This is a genomic window from Mycetocola reblochoni REB411 (assembly GCF_900163835.1).
GTDB classification, from domain to species: domain Bacteria; phylum Actinomycetota; class Actinomycetes; order Actinomycetales; family Microbacteriaceae; genus Mycetocola_B; species Mycetocola_B reblochoni.
In genome coordinates, this window is record NZ_FUKR01000079.1 from 1 (window position 1) to 18,864 (window position 18,864).

Consider the following 18,864-nt stretch of genomic DNA (forward strand, 5'->3'; position numbering starts at 1 on the left):
CGCCTCCCGTCGCCACCCCCGCCACCAACGAGACCCCCACTCAGACGACCGGCGCGATCGCCTTCGCCGGGGCGACCCTGGCGCGGCTTCGCAACCTCCGCCCGCGCAGGGGCGGCGCCGGCCAGAGCGAGGCGGTGTCACCGATCAGACCTGAGCCCGACGTCCGTCCCGCGACGCCGGCGATCGTGCTCGGCGAGGAGAACAAGCTCCGTCAGGTCGTCACCAACCTGATGGGCAACGCACTCCGGTTCAGCCCGGCCGACAGCCCGATCGAGATCGGGGTGTCCGCCGACCAGGGCACCGGACGCGCAACCATCGCCGTGATCGACCACGGCGACGGCATCCCTCCCCAGATCCGCGAGAAGGTGTTCCAGCGGTTCTGGCGCGCCGACACCTCCCGCGCGCGCGACACGGGCGGATCAGGCCTCGGCCTCGCGATCGTCGCATCGATCGTGGCGGCGCACGGCGGCACGGTGGCAGCCGTCGAGACGCCCGGGGGCGGGGCGACCTTCCGCGTCGATCTTCCCCTTCGGACGGCCGCCCGCGCCGCGCTGACGGCCAACGCGCCCGCAGGCGACACGGCCGCCACACCCGGCACGGCCGCCGCACCCGGCGCACCCGGCGCACCCGGCGCACCCGGCGCAATGGGCGCAATGGGCGACGTCCGAGACGACTCGGCGGAACGGGAGCCGACCGACCGCTGAAACGGACGGACGGGCATCCCCCGCCCCGGCGACCGGCCCACCCCTGACAGGAATTCGGGGCGCCGTGAGCCGCCCCTATGCTGGAGGGGTGGACGAAACGCCCACCCGCACACCGCCCGTCGCACGCTGGGTCTTCTGGCCCGCAGCAGCAATCACCATCGCCTTCGTCGCGTTCGCGATGTTCGCCCCCGGAACGGCCGAGGTCGTCTTCGGCTCGGTGCAGTCCACCATCGTGGCGAACTTCAACTGGTACTACGTGCTGATCGCCGCGTTCTTCGTGATCTTCTGCCTCTGGATCGGCTTCAGCCGCTACGGCGACATCAAGCTCGGCAAGGACGACGACGAGCCGGAGTTCTCGTTGATGTCCTGGTACGCGCTGCTCTTCGCGGCCGGCATGGGCATCGGCCTCGTGTTCTACGGTGCGAGCGAGCCGCTCAGCCACTTCATCTCGCCGCGGCCAGGGGTGACAGGGACGGAGACGGAGCTCGCTCAGCAGGCGCTGTCGCAGACCTACCTGCACTGGGGCGTGCACGCCTGGTCGATCTACGTCGTCGTCGGCCTCGCCCTGGCCTACGCGATCCACCGACGGCAGCGCCCCATCTCGATCCGCTGGACACTGGAACCGCTCCTCGGCTCCAAGGTCCGCGGCGGCTGGGGCAACCTCATCGACGTCATCGCCCTGGTGGGGACCCTCTTCGGCGTCGCGACGTCGCTCGGGCTCGGCGTCCTGCAGATCAGCGCAGGACTGGAGTCGGCCGGCATCGTCGAGTCCTCGGACACGCTCAACGTCATCATCATCATCGTCATCACCGGAGGGGTGCTGTTCTCGGTGCTCTCCGGGGTGGCGAAGGGGATGAAGTGGCTCTCCAACACGAACCTCATCCTCGCCGGGCTGCTGCTCGTGTTCGTCCTCATCGTGGGCCCGACGCAGTTCCTCCTGAGGGACTTCGTTCAGTCGCTCGGCACCTACATCCAGAACTTCGTTTCCCTGTCCTTCAACGTCAGCGCGTTCTCCGGAACGGCCGGCGAGGAATGGCAGGCGGCCTGGACGACGTTCTACTGGGGCTGGTGGATCTCCTGGGCGCCGTTCGTCGGCATCTTCATCGCCCGGATCTCGCGCGGCAGGACCGTGCGGCAGTTCATCAGCGGTGTGATCCTGGTGCCGACGCTGATCACCTTCCTGTGGTTCTCGGTGATCGGCGGGACCGCCCTGTTCATGCAGCTGAGCTCGCCGGGCTCGCTCGCCCCCGTCGACGGGCCGGTGAACGTCGAGACGACGCTGTTCACCATGCTGGACAAGCTGCCGGGCGGCTCGGTCCTGGTGATCGGAGCGATCATCCTGATCGCGATCTTCTTCGTCACCTCCGCCGACTCCGGGTCGCTGGTCATGGGGATGATCGCCACGGGCGGCAATCCCGAGCCCAAGCCGTGGGTACGGGTGTTCTTCACGGCCATCACCTCGCTCCTCGCGATCGCGCTGCTGCTCTCCGGCGGCCTCAACGCCCTGCAGACCGCGGCGATCATCATCGCGCTCCCGTTCAGCATCGTCCTGCTGCTGATCTGCTGGTCGACCGTGCTGGCGTTCTCACGCGAGAAGCGGGCGTACGAGCGGGCTCGGCGGGCGCAGTTCGTCGACCACATCGGCGACTACTACGGGCTCGAGGTCGAGCAGCGGGACGGCGCCCTGCCCGGCCTGGCGTCCTTCGCGGGCGTGTTCCGCTGGGGCGGTAAACGTCCCGCGCAGCGTCGAGCACCGCAGGAGCACCCGGACGACGTTCTGCTGAACCACTCCGATCCGGCTCTGCTCGGCACCGATGTCGATCCCGCGACGACCGAGATCCCGCAGATCGACACCGCTGTGCAGGCTCAGGGCGCCGGGTCGTCCAGCGGCGCCGACGACCACGGCACCGACGGGTCACCGGCGCCGGACGGGCGCTGACGGTCGCCCGCGAGGACCGCGCACCCGAGATCGACGCCCCTGATCGTGCACCCGCACGGTCAGGGGCGTCGGTCCGTTCACCGACAGTTTCGCGACGAACGGGTCACCGGCCGGACCGGCCCGGGCCGACGGGCCGGGCGGACAACCGGCGGAGCCGCCCTGCACAGCACAGGCACCGCGCGGGCCGCTCCCCTGCCGCCACGGGGGTGGCCCCGTCTTCTCCCGCCGGCGTTAGCGTCGCGGATCCCGGGACACCGGGAGGAAAGGGGAATGACAGATGGCACACTTCCAGGTCGACGCCGATGCCGTGATGAGCAGCACCGCGACCATGAACGGCACGATCGCCACGATCCGCTCGGAGGTCAGCCGGCTCTGCGGTCAGCTGTCCGCGCTCGAAGGCCAGTGGACCGGCCAGGCCTCCTCCGCGTTCCACGCGTTGCTGGCGGAGTGGCGCACCACGCAGGGGGCCGTCGAGCAGAGCCTCGAGTCGATCTCGATGGCCCTCGGCAGGGCGGGCGAGCGTTACGCGGACATCGAGCAGGCCAACGCGGCGATGTTCCGCGTGTAGCGGCCGGGATCCGTCGGCGTGCCGGTGTCTCGGCGTATCGGTACGCCGGTACGCCGGCGAACCGGCCGGCCACCTGCCTGTGGCGACCGAAAACGCCCCCGTCCAGAAGGACGGGGGCGTTCGTCGTGCGGAGGGCGGAGACTTAGAAGTCCATACCGCCGGTGGGGTCGGCCGGAGCCGCCGCGTTCTTCTCCGGCTTGTCGGCCACGACGACCTCGGTCGTCAGGAACAGCGCTGCGATCGACGCGGCGTTCTGCAGTGCCGAACGCGTCACCTTGGCCGGGTCGAGCACGCCGGCCTCGACGAGGTTCACGTACTCACCGGTGGCGGCGTTCAGACCGTGCCCTGCGGGAAGCTCGCGGACCTTCGCGGCCACGACGCCCGGCTCAAGACCCGCGTTGAGAGCGATCTGCTTCAGCGGGGCCTCGATGGCGACCTTGACGATGTTCGCACCGGTCGCCTCGTCGCCCGAGACCTCGAGCTTGGCGAACGCGGCCTCGCCGGCCTGGATGAGGGCCACGCCACCACCGGCGACGATGCCCTCCTCGACGGCGGCCTTCGCGTTGCGGACGGCGTCCTCGATGCGGTGCTTGCGCTCCTTGAGCTCCACCTCGGTCGCGGCACCGGCCTTGATGACCGCGACACCGCCGGCCAGCTTGGCCAGGCGCTCCTGCAGCTTCTCGCGGTCGTAGTCGCTGTCGGTCGCGTCGATCTCCTTGCGGATCTGAGCGACGCGACCGGCGATGGCGTCGGCCTCGCCCGCGCCCTCGACGATCGTGGTCTCGTCCTTGGTGATGACGACCTTGCGGGCACGGCCGAGCAGGTCGATGGTGACGTTCTCGAGCTTGAGCCCGACCTCTTCGCTGACGACCTGACCACCGGTGAGGATGGCGATGTCCTGCAGCTGCGCCTTGCGACGGTCGCCGAAGCCGGGAGCCTTGACGGCCACCGACTTGAACAGGCCGCGGATCTTGTTCAGCACGAGCATCGTGAGGGCCTCGCCGTCAACGTCCTCGGCGATGATGACCAGCTGGCCGTTGGCCTGACGGACCTGCTCCACGATGGGCAGCAGCTCCTGCATGTTGGAGACCTTCGAGTTGACGATCAGCACGTAGGCGTCGTCGAACACGGTCTCCTGGCGGTCGGGGTCGGTGACGAAGTACGCCGACAGGTAGCCCTTGTCGAAGCGCATGCCCTCGGTCAGCTCGAGCTCGGTGCCGAAGGTGTTCGACTCCTCGACGGTGACGACGCCCTCCTTGCCCACCTTGTCGATGGCCTCGGCGATGATGGCGCCGATCTCGGGGTCGGCCGCGGAGATCGACGCGGTCGCGGCGATCTGGTCCTTGGTCTCGATCTCCTTGGCGTGACCGGTCAGCTCGGTGATGACACCGGCGACGGCCTTCTCGATGCCGCGCTTCAGGCTGATCGGGTCGGCGCCGGCGGCGACGTTGCGCAGCCCCTCGCGGACGAGGGCCTGGGCGAGAACGGTCGCGGTGGTGGTTCCGTCACCGGCGACGTCGTCGGTCTTCTTGGCGACCTCCTTGACGAGCTCGGCACCGATCTTCTCGTAGGGGTCCTCGAGCTCGATCTCCTTGGCGATGGACACACCATCGTTGGTGATCGTGGGGGCGCCCCACTTCTTCTCGAGAACAACGTTGCGGCCGCGCGGGCCGAGGGTCACCTTGACGGCGTCGGCCAGCGTGTTGAGGCCACGCTCCAGGCCGCGACGGGCTTCCTCGTCAAAAGCAATGATCTTAGCCATTGTGTACTTCGTCCCTCCTGGACGTCTCGAACGATTTAGCACTCGGTCTACCTGAGTGCTAACAGCAATTCTGGCACTCGCCCAGGAGGAGTGCAAGCTGCGTCACCGAGTGTGAAGCGAGCTCACGGCGAGGCACCGACAGGCGGGCCGAACGGCGACGATCGTGCGGGCCCTGGCCACGCACCGCACCGCACCGAAACGGGCGGGCGCACGCTCAGCGGCGGTCGCGGTCACGCGGCAACCGGAGGGTTCTGGCGGCGGTCGCGCCGATGTCCGTCGACCGATGTCGGCGGGTCGGCCGATGTCAGTGAGGCGGGCGATGCTCAGGCCGACGGCGGTCGGCAGGCGACCGGCCAGACCGGCGGCGCCCAGGCATAAGGCGGCCGAGAGGCCACCCGCCAGACGGCCGGCGCTCCGGCCCACGGCACTCAGGCCGGCTTGACCTCCTCGGCCTGCGGGCCCTTCGTGCCCTGACCGATCTCGAAGGTCACGCGCTGACCGTCCTCGAGCACGCGGTAGCCGTCCATCACGATGCCGGAGTAGTGGACGAAGACGTCCGAGCCGTCGTCGACCGTGATGAAGCCGAACCCCTTCTCCGCGTTGAACCACTTGACGCTGCCGTTGGCCATGATCGCTCTTCTCCTGCTGATGCTCGCCGCACCGGGCTCGTCTCCCGGCGCACGCCCCTCGCGCCACGACCGGGACGGTCCTGCGGGGGCTACCCTGGCGATGCTAGCCGCGAGATCGGCGTCGGACGGCCGAAAAACCGCCGCGGGAACCGAGAATTACAGCAACTCAACACAGCCGAAACATCGGCGAAACACTGCGGCCGTCGCGCCCTAGCGCCGCGGGTCGCGCCGGGCATCGCGGTCGCCCCTGCGCCGGGCCCTGGCCTCGAGCAGCCGCCTCACCAGCAGGGGGTCGTGGCGCAGCGCCTGCGGCGATGCCAGCACAGCAGACAGCAACTGGTAGTACCGCGCCGGCGAGACGCCGAACGCCTCACGAATCGCCTCGCTCTTGCCACCGGAGCGTTCCGACCAGTGCCGCTCGAACTCCAGCACCGCCCTCGAGCGGTCGCTGAGCACCGCATCGTTCGCGGCCCGAGCCGCCTCGTCGAACCCCGTCGCCATCACCGTCCTCCGCCGCCATGCTAGCCGGGGCGTCCGACAGCAGAGACCGCCCGCACGGCGGAACACCGAGGCGGTGGCGGCGTTAACGTTAAGTGGGACAGAGAGCCCCAGGATGAGGAGGCACCATGGCCGACAACGCCGACAGGGTCACCAAGAGCGAGCAGGAGTGGCGGGCCGAGCTCGGCCCCGATCGCTACCACGTGCTGCGCGAGGCCGGCACCGAACGCGCGTGGACGGGCCAGCTGCTGGACGAGAGCCGCGCGGGCCTCTACACCTGTGCCGCCTGCGGAGCCGAGCTCTTCCGCAGCGGGACGAAGTTCGACTCGGGATGCGGCTGGCCGAGCTTCTACGAGTCGGTCCGCCCCGACGCCGTGACCCTCATCGAGGACCGCTCCCTCGGCATGGTGCGCACCGAGGTCAGGTGCGCCAGGTGCGATTCCCACCTGGGACACGTGTTCCCCGACGGCTTCGGCACGCCCACGGGCGACCGGTACTGCATGAACTCGCTGTCGCTCGAGTTCACCGCAGAGACCCCGTGACAACACCCGCCCGCCCCGTGCGGGACGCGCTGCTTGCCCGCCGGTCCTCGTCGTCGGTCGGCGACGAGGCGCCCGACAGCACGGAGCTGGCCGAGCTCGTGCGCGCCGCCTCGCGCGTCGCCGACCACAGCTCGCTCCGCCCATGGCGCGTGATCGAGGTGCGCGGACGGGCGCGGGACCGGCTGGGTGCCGCGCTGGCCGAGGCGGCTGGCGACGACTCCCCCAGCCGCAAGCCGCTGCGCTCCCCCCTGCTGCTGGCCGTCGTGGTCTGCCTCCGCCCCTCGAAGAAGGTCCCGGAGTGGGAGCAGGAGGCCACGGCCGCCGGTGTCGCACACGCACTCAGCCTGCTGCTCGACGAGGCCGGCTGGAGCGTGCTGTGGCGCACGGGCCCGCACACGCGAAGCACCCCGGTCGCCCGGGTCCACGACCTGGGCGAGAACGAGCGGCTGCTCGGCTGGCTCTACGTCGGCCGGCCGGGAGCATCGCACGCCACGCGCTCACCGAAACGCCCCGTCGACGCCGCGGAGGTGCTCAGCTCACTGCCGGAGGATGAGCCCTGATCCCGGTCACCCGCGTCCGGCACCGCCGCAGGCCGTGACGGCGACGACGCCCGGCTGCTCCCGAGGGGCGCACATCGGCCAGGGAACCCCCGAGACGACCCGGCCGCCGACCACCGATGGAAACGGTGGAGAAATCTGACCGAAACATGCACGAAACGTGCCGAAACATCGGTCCCTCCAGCCAGATTGCACTCAGTGGCAGCGGCGATTTACGATACAGAAACCCCTTCTCCGGGGCAGCGGCCGCATCAAGCCGCACGCCCCACCGACAAGGCACGCCGACGACGCCGCGCTTACGTCGTCAGCGCCATACCCGCACCGTCGGCCCGAGAGATTGTGAACGCGCCGTGCTCCACACCACTACCGGTTTGTACAACCCCCGCATCGAGAAGAGCGACTGCGGCGTTGGCTTCATCACGCGCAAGGACGGCATCCAGAGCTACGACGTGATCCGCAAGGGTCACGAGGCGCTGTGCTCCATCCCGCACCGCGGCGGGATGTCGTCGGAGGGCGTCGGTGACGGCGCCGGCGTCAACATCGACCTGTCGGTGGAGTTCTTCGAGGCGATCACCGGTCGTCCGCTGACCGCGGGCCTGTTCGGCGTCGGCAACTTCTTCATGCCGGACGACCCCACACGTATCCCGGAGGCGCACGCCCTCATCGAGCGCGAGCTGCTCGCCGCAGGGCTCGAGATCCTCGTCGCCCGCGACGTTCCCGTCGACGACAGCGCCACGCGGCCGGCCGCCGCCGCCTACCAGCTGCCCATCGCGCAGTGGGTGTTCCGCGCACCCGAGGGCTGGGACCGCGCCCAGACGGACGCCGCGGCGAACCGCGCGCTGCTGGCCATCGAGGAGACGGCCTACTCGACCGCCGAGCTGCACGGCCTGTACCCGCTGTCGCTCAGCGCGCGCACGCAGGTGCTCAAGGGACGGCTGAACTCGAACGAGGTCATCCCCTACTTCGTCGACCTCCGCGACGATCGCCACAGCATCCGCAGCCTGTACTTCCACACCCGTTTCTCCACCAACACGGAGCCGCACCCCTCGATGGCTCAGCCGTTCCGCCTGATGGCGCACAACGGCGAGCTGAACACCGACCGGAAGAACCGGCTCTCCGAGAACGCGCTCGCCGCCGCGCGCCACCGCGTCATCGCCCGCCCGCCGGGGCAGTCCGACAGCTGCCGCCTCGACCAGACCCTGCAGAGCCGCGTCTTCGACGACGGGCTCGAGCTCGTCGAGGCCGTCGTCTCCCTGATGCCGCCGGCGTGGGAGAACGACCGCTCCATCTCGCGCGAGGTGCGCGACATGCTCGAGTTCTTCTCGCTGTACGAAGAGAAGAACGACGGCCCCGCCGCCCTCATCTTCAGCGACGGCGACATCATCGGCGCGCGCCTGGACCGGCTCGGGCTGCGGCCGCTTCGCACCGTCGAGACCGCCGACTACCTCATCGTCTCCTCCGAGGCGGGCCAGATCACCTTCCCCGCCGACGAGGTGCTGCACCGCGGCCGCATCGAGGCCGGGGGGATGCTGTACTTCGACCACCGCACCGGGCGCAGCTACCGCACCGAGGAAGCGCTCGAGCTGCTCGCCGAGCGGGAGGACTACGGCTCGCTGCTGGGCGAGTCCAGGGTCAACCTGGCCGAGCTCCCGCCGCCCCGCATCACGCGCGGCACCGACACCCTCGGCTACGAGGGGGACCTCAGCCCTGCCGGCCGGTACGTGGCGTACTCGCTGAACCAGGAGAGCTTCCGGTTCATGATGGACCCCATGCTCGCCTCCGGCGCGGAGCGGATCTCCGCGATGGGCTACGGCAACGCCATCAACGCCCTCTCCGACCAGGAGGGCGGCATCGCCAAGTACTTCTCGCAGCGTTTCGCCCAGGTCACCAACCCGCCGCTGGACAGCATCCGCGAGTCCGACAGCATGACGATGCGCGTGGCGCTCGGCGCCAAGCCGGACGGCGGACGCAAGACCCGTCAGATCGTCGTCAACTCGCCGATCCTCAACCACCTCGACATGATCGCGCTGCGCGAGCAGCAGTACGCGCCGGTGCAGCGCTTCGAGATGCTCTACGTCCCCGACATGGACGACCCCGAGGCGAACGCCGCATCGCTGAGCGCCGCGGTGGAGCAGCTCTGCGACCGGGTCGAGTCCTTCGCCGCCGTCGAGGGCGGCATCGCGATCGTCAGCGACCGCAACGTCTCGAGCACGCACGCGCCCATCCCGCTCGTGCTCGCCATCGCCGCGGTCAACCAGCGGCTCATCCAGGCCGGCCTGCGCCTGCGCGTCTCCGTGATCGCCGAGAGCGGCCAGCTGCCCTCCTCGCACCACATCGCCTCCGCGCTCGGCTTCGGCGCCGCCGCCGTGTACCCGCTGTCCGCCCGGCTGCGCGCCGAGGAGAAGTACCCCAGTCCCGCGGGACCCGCCGGCGCCGTCACCGAGACGGACCACGCCTTCGCGCGCTTCGCCAAGGCGGCGGAGAAGTCGCTCATGAAGACCATGGGGCGCGTCGGCCTGTGCACCGTGGAGAGCTACATCGGCGGCGAGTTCTTCGAGCCCAACTACCTCGACACCTCCGACCCGGCCCTGGCCAAGCACTTCCCCCACCTCGACGCGCCCGTGGCCGGGGTCGGCTTCGTGCCGATCGCCCAGGCCGCGTCCGAGTGGCACGCCCGCGCCCGCGACGTCGGCGGCGAGAACCAGATCCCCCTGCTCGGCCTCTTCAAGGAGCGCGCGGAGGGCGCGGGGCACTCGTACGGCACGACAGCCGTGCGCGGCTTCGTCGACATGACGGAGGAGCCGCTGTCACCCCAGGTCGTCGTCCCGGGTGCCGAGCCGGCCGGTCCGACCGCGCAGCCGGAGCCCCACGAGGGCCACGATGCCCTGCGGATGCTCACCCTCGGCCAGCTCGGCGACGCCTTCGGCCTGGACGACGAGGCGTACCAGAACGCCGGGTTCCAGGAGCTGACGCCCGAGCAGATCGACGCGTTCAAGATCACGCCGGGGTACAGGGACTTCTCCGAGAACACCCGGGTGGAGCGCGCCCGCCGCCCCTCGGCGCTGCGCGACGTGCTCTCCCTGCCCGCCGACGTGACGTTCCTGTCCACGGCGGACGAGTTCTCTGCCGAACTGCGCCGCTTCGCCACCAATGGCAACGCGAGCATCGCGGTCAGGGGCCTCAGCGTCACCGCGCTCGGGGACGGCGAGTACGAGCTGACGCTCGGGGCGTCGACGGAGGACCCCTCCGTCCGCCACGCCGCGCTGCTCGACTCGCTCAACGATCGCTTCGGGACGCGGATCACCCGGGGTCGCTCGACCGCGGAGTCGGTGCGGGTGCACGCGACCGCGGGGGCGGACAAGACGCTGTCGCTGTACGTTCCCGCGCCGGAGCAGCTGGAGCTGGACGGCATCCAGCCCGCCCATGAGATCTCCGCCACTCTCGCCTCGGGCGCGATGAGCCACGGAGCCCTCGTCGCCACGGCCCACGAGTCCGTCGCGCACGGAACCAACATGGTCGGAGGCCTGTCCAACTGCGGTGAGGGCGGCGAGCACTACACCAGGGCGGGGACCATCCGCGGCTCACGCATCAAGCAGTTCGCCTCGGGCCGCTTCGGAATCTGGGCCGGCTACCTCGCCGACCCGATGCTCCAGGAGCTGGAGATCAAGATCGGCCAGGGCGCCAAGCCGGGCGAGGGCGGGCAGCTGCCCGCGCCGAAGGTGACCGTCGACATCGCCGCCGCCCGCGGCGGCACGCCCGGTGTCGAGCTCATCTCGCCGCCGCCGCACCACGACACCTACTCCATCGAGGACCTGGCGCAGCTCATCCACGACTGCAAGGCGGCGCGCGTGCGCGTCATCGTCAAGCTCGTGTCCTCCGAGGGGATCGGCACCATCGCGGTCGGCGTGGCCAAGGCCGGCGCGGACGTCATCAACGTCGCAGGGAACACCGGCGGCACCGGCGCGGCAGCGGTCACCAGCCTGAAGTACGCCGGACGCTCGGCCGAGATCGGCGTGGCCGAGGTCCACCAGGCGCTGCTGGCCAACGGCCTGCGCCAGAAGGTCGTGCTGCGCTGCTCGGGCGCGCACCAGACGGCGAGCGACGTCGTCACGAGCGCCCTGCTCGGCGCCGACAGCTTCGAGTTCGGCACCACCGCGCTGATGATGCTCAAGTGCGTCATGGCGAAGAACTGCAACATCAAGTGCCCGGCGGGCCTGACCACCAACCCGGAGGTCTTCGACGGCGATCCGCGAGCGCTGGCGCAGTACCTGCTCAACATCTCGCACGAGGTGCGCGAGATCCTCGCCTCCCTCGGCGTGCGCTCGCTCGGCGAGGCCCGCGGCAGGACGGACCTGCTGCAGCTGCTCGACCACCCCTCCAGCGTGGGCACGCTCGACGTGCGGAACATGCTCGCCCCGGTCGCGGAGAAGGTCGTCACCGACCCCATCTACCTGGAGAAGGACTTCAGCATCGACGACTCCCTCTTCGAGACGATCCGCCAGCGCCTGCTCGTCGAGAAGGCCGCCCGCGTCGCCATCGAGGACGTCCAGATGGGCAACCGGTTCAAGTCGGTCGGCGGCCAGCTGTCCATCGACCTGGAGCGCACGCTCAACTACGAGCTCAGCGACGAGGAGATCGCCCAGCTGCCCGCGGTGCGGGTCGACGACCGTGGCAGGCGGATCCTCAACGCCGACGCGGTGAGCATCTCCACCCACGGCTCCGCGGGGCAGTCCTACGGCGCCTTCACCAACGACGGCATCAGCCTGCGCCACGTGGGCACGGCCAACGACGGTCTCGGCAAGAGCCAGAGCGGCGGGCAGATCGCCGTCGTCAGCCCGGGCGGCGGCAGCGCCGAGCCGGGAGGCAACGTCCTCATCGGCAACTTCGCGCTGTTCGGCGCCACCGGCGGCAGGACCTTCGTCCAGGGTGAGGCCGGCGACCGCTTCGCCGTCCGCAACTCCGGGGCGACCGCGGTCGTCGAGGGCGTCGGCGACTTCGGCTGCGAGTACATGACCAACGGCTCCGTGCTCAACCTCGGCGGCTTCGGCCGCGGGCTCGGCAACGGCATGAGCGGCGGGTTCCTGTACCAGTACGACCCGGACGGCGACATCCACGACCGGGTGAGCGCCGACTCGCTGCTGACCTTCCCGATCAGCGACCCCGGTCACGGCGGCTTCCACGAGGACGCCGTGCGGCTGCTGCTGAACTGGCACCTGGAGGCGACCGGCTCACCGCTGGCCGCGCGCCTGCTCGACGACTGGGACGAGGCGAGGCACCACATCGTCTGCGGCATGCCCCGCGCCCTGCTGCAGTACCAGGACGCCGACGCGATCCTCGCGACGAAGAGCCGCAAGGAGCTGCTCGACGAGCTCGCGACCTCCGTGTCGAAGGACAAGCTGCACTCCTTCAAGCGGTCCTACCGCGACCGCAGCTTCGTCGACGACGGCCGCACCCCCGGTAGCGGTGCGGACACGGGTGACATGTTCTCGCTGCTGTCCTCGTACACCGTGCTGAGCATCGCGCAGGAGATCGCCCTCACCCGGGTCCCCGGCGCCACCGACGCCGACGACCCGCGCGTGGCGGAGGCGGTGCGGTCGCTGATCCTCACCGAGGACTTCTTCGTGACCCAGCGCATCACCCGCTACCTCAGGGACCAGCTGGACCGCTTCGACGACACGGAGCTGGCGGCGATGATCGCGGCCAAGCGCCTCGGCGACTACAAGGCCGCGCTTGAGATGCGCAACGTGCGCAGCATCGACGCCCCCGGCACGACCGGATGGATCATGTACCAGAACCAGAAGAACGAGGCGCTGCTGTCCGGTCTCGGCGCGGACGAGATGATCGCCTCGGCCGCGATGTCCGACCTGCTCGCCGCCGCCGGCGGCGCCGAGGCGGTGAGCGCATGATCTCCGCCTCCGTCCTGGAGTCCGCCCCGTTCAGCACCGAGCAGCGCGCCTGGATCGCCGGCTACCTGGCCGGGCTCGCCGCAGGGCATGCCGCCTCCGGCGACACCGCCGCGCCCTCCGCCACGACGCTGACCCTCAACGTCCTGGTCGGCACGCAGACCGGCAACAGCGAGGAGTACGCCGAGGACCTCGCCGCCGCCGCCCGCGCGCAGGGGCTCGCCGCGGCGGTGACCTCGCTCGACGGCGTCACCGCGGACACGCTGGCCACGCTGGAGAACATCCTCGTCGTCACCTCGACCTACGGCGAGGGCGAGATGCCGGACAACGCGGAGCTGTTCTGGGAGTCGTTCCACGCCGAGGGCGCCCCGCGGCTGGAGTCGGCCCGGTTCTCCGTACTCGCGCTCGGCGACAGCAGCTACGACGGCTACTGCCAGGCCGGCAAGCTCATCGACACGCGCTTCGAGCAGCTCGGCGCGAGCCGCATCGTCCCGCGCGTCGACGTCGACGTCGACGGGGACGACGACGCGGCCGCCTGGATCGGCGACGTCGTCGAGGCGTTCGCCGCCCTGCAGCCCGCGTCGGCGGCGGCCGCGCCCGTTCCCGCGGACGCCGCCCCCACGCGCACCCGGTCCCCGTGGTCGAAGAAGACGCCCTACCCCTCCCGCCTCGTCGCCAACCGGGTGCTCTCCGGGCCGGGCAGCGCGAAGGAGATCCGGCACTACGAGTTCGACCTCGGCGACAGCGGCATCGAGTACCACGCCGGCGACGCCCTCAACGTGGTGCCGAGCAACGACCCCGCGCTCGTCGACCTGCTTCTCGACCAGCTCGATGCCTCCGGCGACGAGGAGCACGCGGGGACGAGCCTGCGCGAGCAGCTCGGCACCGCGTTGGAGATCTCTGCCCCCTCGAAGGACCTCATCCAGGCCATCGTCGAGGCCGACCCCGACAGCGAACTCGGCCGCGTCGTCCGCCTCGGCGACAAGCGCGACCTGGAGAGCTGGCTCTGGGGCAAGGACAGCCTCGACCTGCTGCGACTGAGCCCCTCGGCCCGCTTCGACCCGCTCGAGTTCGCCGGGCTGCTGCGGCCGTTGCAGCCGCGCGCCTACTCGATCTCGTCGTCGCCGCTGCACAGCCCCGACCGGATCCACCTGACGGTGGCGTCGGTGCGCTACGGCTCAGCGGACCGCCGCTACGGCGGTGTCGCGTCGACGCACATGGCCGACAGGGTCGGCGACTCCGCCATCGGCATCTATCTACAGCCGAACGCGGCGTTCCGCGTGCCGGAGGACGACTCGGCTCCGGTCATCATGGTCGGGCCGGGGACGGGCATCGCACCGTTCCGCGCCTTCCTCCAGGAGCGCCAGGGCCGGGGCGCCGACGGCCGCAACTGGCTGTTCTTCGGTGACCAGCACCGCGCCAACGACTACATCTACGAGGACGAGCTCGACGAGTTCGGCCGCTCCGGGCTGCTGACGCGACTCGACCTGGCGTTCTCGCGCGACCAGGCGGAGAAGATCTACGTCCAGTCCCGGATGAGGGAGCACGGCGCGGAGCTGTACGCGTGGCTCGAGGAGGGCGGCCACTTCTACGTCTGCGGCGACGCGTCCCGGATGGCGCGCGACGTCGACGACGCGCTGCACGAGGTCATCGCCGAGCACAGCGGTCTCGGTGCCGACGCCGCCGCCGACTACGTCGCGGCCCTCAAGCGGGAGAAGCGCTACGTGCGCGACGTCTACTGACACGCCTCGCACCGAACGGCCCCCGACGGACACACCGTCGGGGGCCGTTCTCGTTCGGCGCCCGCAACACGCGCGACAGGCCACGTCACACCCGGCAGGCCAGGTCACGCGCGACAGCCGTGCGATGGGCGCCGAAACGCCTGTCTGCGACCGCGCGGGCTCAGTAGTACTGGCCGTGCCGGTAGTCCCAGCTGGGGAACGCGGCGGCGAGCTCCGACATGATCACGTCGACGTCCAGGCCCGCACGGATCAGCGTCGGAGCGGGGAGGATCCCGCGCTGCCCGTGCTGTTCGGGGACCAGGCGGCCCAGCTCGTCGACGAAGGACACCATGACGCCCTGCTCGGCGCGCGTCTCCGGGGTCGCGTCCGGCTGGATGGAGGCGACGTAGTCGTCGGCCTCGATGACGAGGTCGGCCTCGGCGTCGATGGCCTCGCCGATGCCGGCGACGACGCCGCGGTTGCCCTGCCCCGACGGGTTCGCCGAGCTGGCGAACAGCAGCCGGCGGTCCCTGCTCCACAGCTCGTCGGCGATCCGCTCGCCGGGGGTCCCGAAGCGAACGACGAAGCAGCTCGTCCTCCGCACGTCCTGGACGAGCTCGACCGAGCCGTCGTCGGGGATGTGCGCGAGCGCGTCCTCGCGCCAGGGAAGGATGCAGCCGAGCAGCACGTCGCGCTCGATGTGCCGCTGGTAGAACGCGTCGATCTCGGGGGTGAGCTCGGCGAGCTCGCGGAGCTGCTCCATGGAGCCGCAGAGCACGACGCCCGGCTTGGTGCGCTTGCGGTTCTTGACCGCGAACTTGCGCTCCAGGCCGGCCCTGTCGGTGGCGAGGATGATGTAGCCGACCTTGGTCGGGCTGACGACGAGGCCGCCCTCCCCGCTGAGGATCTCGATCGCTTCCGGCTGTACGGCCGCGTTCCACGCGACCCGCTGTCCGGGCATGGGCTGTCCCTTCGTCACAGTGGTCGGGGCCGAGCGGCCCCAAACACTTAGGCTACCCTCAGAACCTCTCAGGGGCGAGGGCGGGGGCGCACGGGGATCGACGCCACGACGATCGCCGCCAGCGCGAGCACGACCGACACGACCGTGCTCACGGGGACGCCGATGTCGGTGGGCGCGAGAACGCCGTCGATGACGAGCGAGGCGATCATCTGCCCGGCGACCGTTCCCAGGCTGAGCAGCAGGGAACCGAGGCGGTACACCAGCAGCGCGGTCGCACCGATGAACACGCAGCCGAGCGCGCCGCCGACGTAGAGGCCGGGCTCCGGCGGCAGCGTCGGCAGCCGCCCGGGCACGACGAGCGCCCTGACGAGGATGCCGAGCAGCAGCACCGCCGTCCCGACCGTGAAGTTCACCAGCGTGGCGGACGCGGCGCTGGAGGCCACCCGCCGCACTCGGCCGTTCATCGCCTGCTGCCAGCCGACACCGATGCCGGCCAGCAGCGGAGCGAGGATCGCCCAGAGCGGGATCGCCCCGTCCAGGTGGGCCAGCACCGACCAGCCGACGGCGACGAGCGTGAGCGCGGCGCCCGCACCGCGCGTGACCGTGATCGGCACCCGCCCCGCGGGCCCCACCCCCCACAGGTCCATCAGGACGCCGCTCACCGTCTGGCCGGCGACGAGGGCGATGCTGAACAGGGCGACGCCGATGAGTCCGACCGTGGCACTCTGGGAGAAGACGAGCGCGGCGCCCGCCGCACCGCCGAGCAGACCCCACGCGGGGAACTCGCCCCCGGCGACGCTGCGCGCGATGCTCACCAGTCCGCGCCGCCCGGCGCGGGCCGACAGCGTGACGACGCCGATGATCACCAGACCGCTGCCGAACGAGATCGTCGCCGCGAGGAGGCCGTCGTCCATTCGCGACGCGAGCTCACCGTTGATGCGCGCCTGCACCGCCATCAGCACGCCGCAGAGCACGGCGGCGATGAGGGCGAGGATCCTGGTCCGGGTCACGTCGCGTCCTCCAGCCGCGCGGGGGCGCGGTCCACCCGTCGCCCTCCTGGGCAACCCGTCAACGATACCTCCGACCGACCTCGAACGCGGCGCTTTGTCGGGCGACGGAGCCACCGCCTATGATTGTGCCGAGGCACCCGCCGGCTTGGCGCAATTGGTAGCGCATCCGACTTGTAATCGGAAGGTTACGGGTTCAAGTCCCGTAGCCGGCTCAATCGACATCTGAAAACCGCGTGGAATAGCGGCACTCGGCGCCTGTGGTCGAAATCTTGTCGCTCGCGAATCTGACAAAGACACGATTCCGACACGATGGCCATCGGCTTGGCAGCATGGAACTGCTCCTATGCGGACTTGCCAATCGCCTTCAAGCGCGCGCGGTCGACGGCTTCCACCACCGCGTCCATACGATCCGGCCACAGGTGCCCGTACGTATTCAGTGTCTCAGTGGCATCCTTGTGTCCGAGCATCCGTTGGACCAACTTGACGTCGGCGCCGGCCGCGATGGCAGAGCTCGCGGCGGAGTGTCGGAGCTTGTGAATCGTTAGCCCTGGCCTTTCCAGACCGACGTCGGCCACCGCCTTGTTCCAAACACGGTTTCGCCAGTTGTGGTCGTGGATGCTTCCGCCTCGAGCCGCAGTAAACACCCACGCGTCACCGGGCCGACCTTCAACAAGGTCTTCGACCATCTGCGAGAGGAACTTACTTAGGGGGACGGAACGCCTCTCCCACGTCTTCGGAGGGCCGACAACTCGCTCTCCGCTTTGGCCGAGCGTCCATGTCCTCAATACGCGCACGCGCCGCCGCCTGAGGTCGACGTCATCGCACCGCAAAGCGAGAGCCTCATTGATACGCAGGCCTGTGTACGCGAGAAAGTAGATCAGCACTGAGTCTGTCTTTCGGCCAGAAGGTGCTACGACGGATTCCGCCAATGCAGCGATCGATGCATGGTCGAGAATGACGAGCTCTTCTCCGGTTTCTTGGGGCCGCGGCAACTCCACGCCTTTGTAAGGCGATTGGTGGATGTATCCGCTAGCTACCGCATGCTTCAAGACTCCAGCAAAGACAACCCCCGCGATTCGGTGGACGCTGGAGACCCCCAGCGGCACCGCTTCGTCATTCTGACTTCGGTACTCGCGCGGCGCCACGCCACTTATCAAGTCCCCAACCCACGCATCAATGTCTCGTCGCGTTATCTGCGCAAGCGGCATGCGACCCCACCGCGGGTTGACGTAGATTCGCAGATCGCGCTTGTAATGGTGAAGAGTCGCGTGCTTCGGCTGCTTCTTTGAGGCCAACCACTCGGCCGCAGCATCCATGAAGAGCGTCCTTCTTGACTGCGGGGAAATGTAGCGCCCCGACCGGATGTCATCTTCCATCTCGGCAGCTGCAGCTTCAGCGTCCCGCTTGTCGCGGAACAGCTGCGCTCGAAGCTTGCGCCCCTGAACGGTATCCTCGTACCAACTAAGGCGCCAGCGACTGCCGGTCTGAAAGCGTGAAGTCTTGAAACGATCTTCCAGCTTCGATAAGTGCCGGAGCTGTGCCGGCGGGGGGCTTACCTTTATAGTCTCCCCAGTTTCGAGGCGCACCTTCGCGTCCTTCACCCAGAGATCAACTATCCAAACCTTTGCCATGATGTGATTCCTACGCGTGGGATAGAAGCGGTTTGATTTGGTGGAGACAGTGAACTCGATATACCTCGACGAGCCTTGGAGTCACGTTCAGCTCCTCTGCAATGGCGTGTGCATCTGCGCTCACCCTTTCGGCTTGCTCGTAGTCACGAGGGCGGATCAGGAGCTGCGCGGCGAAGCGATCGGCTTGTCGCTCCTCTCTGGGCGAGTCACAGGTGTGGCCGTAGCGGGCATGCCCTAGCTCGTGAGCAACAACGACGCGTCGCTCAGCGCGCGTCAGGTCGAGGCTGTACCAAATTCGCGCCTGAGCGTGCTCGTAGTAGCCGAGATATGGATCTGGGAGGTGGGCGCCGTGGATAGAGAGGCCACGCCGAGCGGCGTACGCAACTAGGGCGTGTCTCCCATATGGTTCGTGATTGACGCGCGATTCTGGATGGGTGAC

14 protein-coding genes and 1 tRNA gene are annotated in these 18,864 nt (G+C 69.5%); 8 read left to right on the forward strand and 7 right to left on the reverse strand.

Annotated features, from left to right (window positions below):
• From FM119_RS13290 to FM119_RS13300, 3 genes are all read left to right on the forward strand, one after another.
• Window positions 1-704: sensor histidine kinase (locus tag FM119_RS13290; protein WP_143822729.1), on the forward strand; the 704-nt coding region annotated here is incomplete at its 5' end.
• An 88-nt stretch (window positions 705-792) separates the two neighbouring features.
• On the forward strand, window positions 793-2,643 hold the full coding sequence (locus FM119_RS13295; protein WP_420845593.1) for a BCCT family transporter: 1,851 nt from the start codon (window positions 793-795) through the stop codon (window positions 2,641-2,643).
• 277 nt (window positions 2,644-2,920) lie between these two features.
• Window positions 2,921-3,211 (forward strand): WXG100 family type VII secretion target, encoded by a 291-nt coding sequence (locus FM119_RS13300; RefSeq protein ID WP_087138649.1) that lies wholly within the window; start codon window positions 2,921-2,923, stop codon window positions 3,209-3,211.
• Window positions 3,212-3,353: 142 nt separating this feature from the next.
• Here FM119_RS13300 and groL read toward each other — a convergent pair whose 3' ends face one another.
• The 3 genes from groL to FM119_RS13315 form a co-directional block, all read right to left on the reverse strand.
• Complete coding sequence (gene groL / locus FM119_RS13305; protein WP_087138650.1) at window positions 3,354-4,973, reverse strand: chaperonin GroEL; 1,620 nt, start codon at window positions 4,971-4,973, stop codon at window positions 3,354-3,356.
• Window positions 4,974-5,401: 428 nt separating this feature from the next.
• Window positions 5,402-5,602 carry a cold-shock protein gene (locus FM119_RS13310; protein ID WP_087138651.1) on the reverse strand — a complete coding sequence of 67 codons (201 nt, stop codon included), beginning with the start codon at window positions 5,600-5,602 and terminating at the stop codon, window positions 5,402-5,404.
• Between the two features lie 210 nt (window positions 5,603-5,812).
• The gene (locus FM119_RS13315) at window positions 5,813-6,103 is read right to left on the reverse strand and encodes a DUF3263 domain-containing protein (protein ID WP_087138652.1); all 291 of its coding nucleotides are present in this window, start codon (window positions 6,101-6,103) and stop codon (window positions 5,813-5,815) included.
• A 125-nt stretch (window positions 6,104-6,228) separates the two neighbouring features.
• On the opposite strand from FM119_RS13315, the gene msrB reads away from it, so the two are divergent.
• From msrB to FM119_RS13335, 4 genes are all read left to right on the forward strand, one after another.
• Window positions 6,229-6,642 carry a peptide-methionine (R)-S-oxide reductase MsrB gene (gene msrB / locus FM119_RS13320; RefSeq protein WP_087138653.1) on the forward strand — a complete coding sequence of 138 codons (414 nt, stop codon included), beginning with the start codon at window positions 6,229-6,231 and terminating at the stop codon, window positions 6,640-6,642.
• On the forward strand, window positions 6,639-7,202 hold the full coding sequence (locus FM119_RS13325; protein WP_245827515.1) for a nitroreductase family protein: 564 nt from the start codon (window positions 6,639-6,641) through the stop codon (window positions 7,200-7,202). Before msrB ends, FM119_RS13325 begins: the two co-directional genes overlap by 4 nt.
• Window positions 7,203-7,549: 347 nt before the next feature.
• Window positions 7,550-13,105, forward strand: a complete 5,556-nt coding sequence (locus FM119_RS13330) for a glutamate synthase-related protein (RefSeq protein ID WP_245827518.1) — start codon at window positions 7,550-7,552, stop codon at window positions 13,103-13,105.
• Complete coding sequence (locus FM119_RS13335) at window positions 13,102-14,844, forward strand: sulfite reductase subunit alpha (RefSeq protein ID WP_087138655.1); 1,743 nt, start codon at window positions 13,102-13,104, stop codon at window positions 14,842-14,844. Before FM119_RS13330 ends, FM119_RS13335 begins: the two co-directional genes overlap by 4 nt.
• A 160-nt stretch (window positions 14,845-15,004) precedes the next feature.
• On the opposite strand, the gene FM119_RS13340 is transcribed toward FM119_RS13335, so the two are convergent.
• Both FM119_RS13340 and FM119_RS13345 read right to left on the reverse strand, forming a co-directional pair.
• Entirely contained in the window at window positions 15,005-15,784 is a 780-nt protein-coding gene (locus FM119_RS13340) for an L-threonylcarbamoyladenylate synthase (protein ID WP_087138656.1), read from the reverse strand.
• A gap of 68 nt (window positions 15,785-15,852) precedes the next feature.
• Window positions 15,853-16,794 (reverse strand): DMT family transporter, encoded by a 942-nt coding sequence (locus tag FM119_RS13345; protein WP_245827520.1) that lies wholly within the window; start codon window positions 16,792-16,794, stop codon window positions 15,853-15,855.
• A gap of 139 nt (window positions 16,795-16,933) precedes the next feature.
• Here FM119_RS13345 and FM119_RS13350 point away from each other — a divergent pair.
• Window positions 16,934-17,006, forward strand: a tRNA-Thr gene (locus FM119_RS13350).
• A gap of 129 nt (window positions 17,007-17,135) precedes the next feature.
• On the opposite strand, the gene FM119_RS13355 is transcribed toward FM119_RS13350, so the two are convergent.
• Window positions 17,136-18,425 carry a tyrosine-type recombinase/integrase gene (locus FM119_RS13355; protein ID WP_087138657.1) on the reverse strand — a complete coding sequence of 430 codons (1,290 nt, stop codon included), beginning with the start codon at window positions 18,423-18,425 and terminating at the stop codon, window positions 17,136-17,138.
• 10 nt (window positions 18,426-18,435) lie between these two features.
• The gene (locus tag FM119_RS14440; RefSeq protein WP_087138658.1) at window positions 18,436-18,780 is read right to left on the reverse strand and encodes an ImmA/IrrE family metallo-endopeptidase; all 345 of its coding nucleotides are present in this window, start codon (window positions 18,778-18,780) and stop codon (window positions 18,436-18,438) included.
• Between the last annotated feature and the right edge of the window lie 84 nt (window positions 18,781-18,864).

Excerpts from the sequence above, each read along its gene's own strand:
- groL (WP_087138650.1), bottom strand. The coding sequence starts at position 4,973 with ATGGCTAAGATCATTGCTTTTGACGAGGAAGCCCGTCGCGGCCTGGAG.
- FM119_RS13315 (WP_087138652.1), bottom strand. The coding sequence starts at position 6,103 with ATGGCGACGGGGTTCGACGAGGCGGCTCGGGCCGCGAACGATGCGGTG.
- FM119_RS13300 (WP_087138649.1), top strand. The coding sequence starts at position 2,921 with ATGGCACACTTCCAGGTCGACGCCGATGCCGTGATGAGCAGCACCGCG.
- FM119_RS13335 (WP_087138655.1), top strand. The coding sequence starts at position 13,102 with ATGATCTCCGCCTCCGTCCTGGAGTCCGCCCCGTTCAGCACCGAGCAG.
- FM119_RS13340 (WP_087138656.1), bottom strand. The coding sequence starts at position 15,784 with ATGCCCGGACAGCGGGTCGCGTGGAACGCGGCCGTACAGCCGGAAGCG.
- FM119_RS13310 (WP_087138651.1), bottom strand. The coding sequence starts at position 5,602 with ATGGCCAACGGCAGCGTCAAGTGGTTCAACGCGGAGAAGGGGTTCGGC.
- FM119_RS13355 (WP_087138657.1), bottom strand. The coding sequence starts at position 18,425 with ATGGCAAAGGTTTGGATAGTTGATCTCTGGGTGAAGGACGCGAAGGTG.
- msrB (WP_087138653.1), top strand. The coding sequence starts at position 6,229 with ATGGCCGACAACGCCGACAGGGTCACCAAGAGCGAGCAGGAGTGGCGG.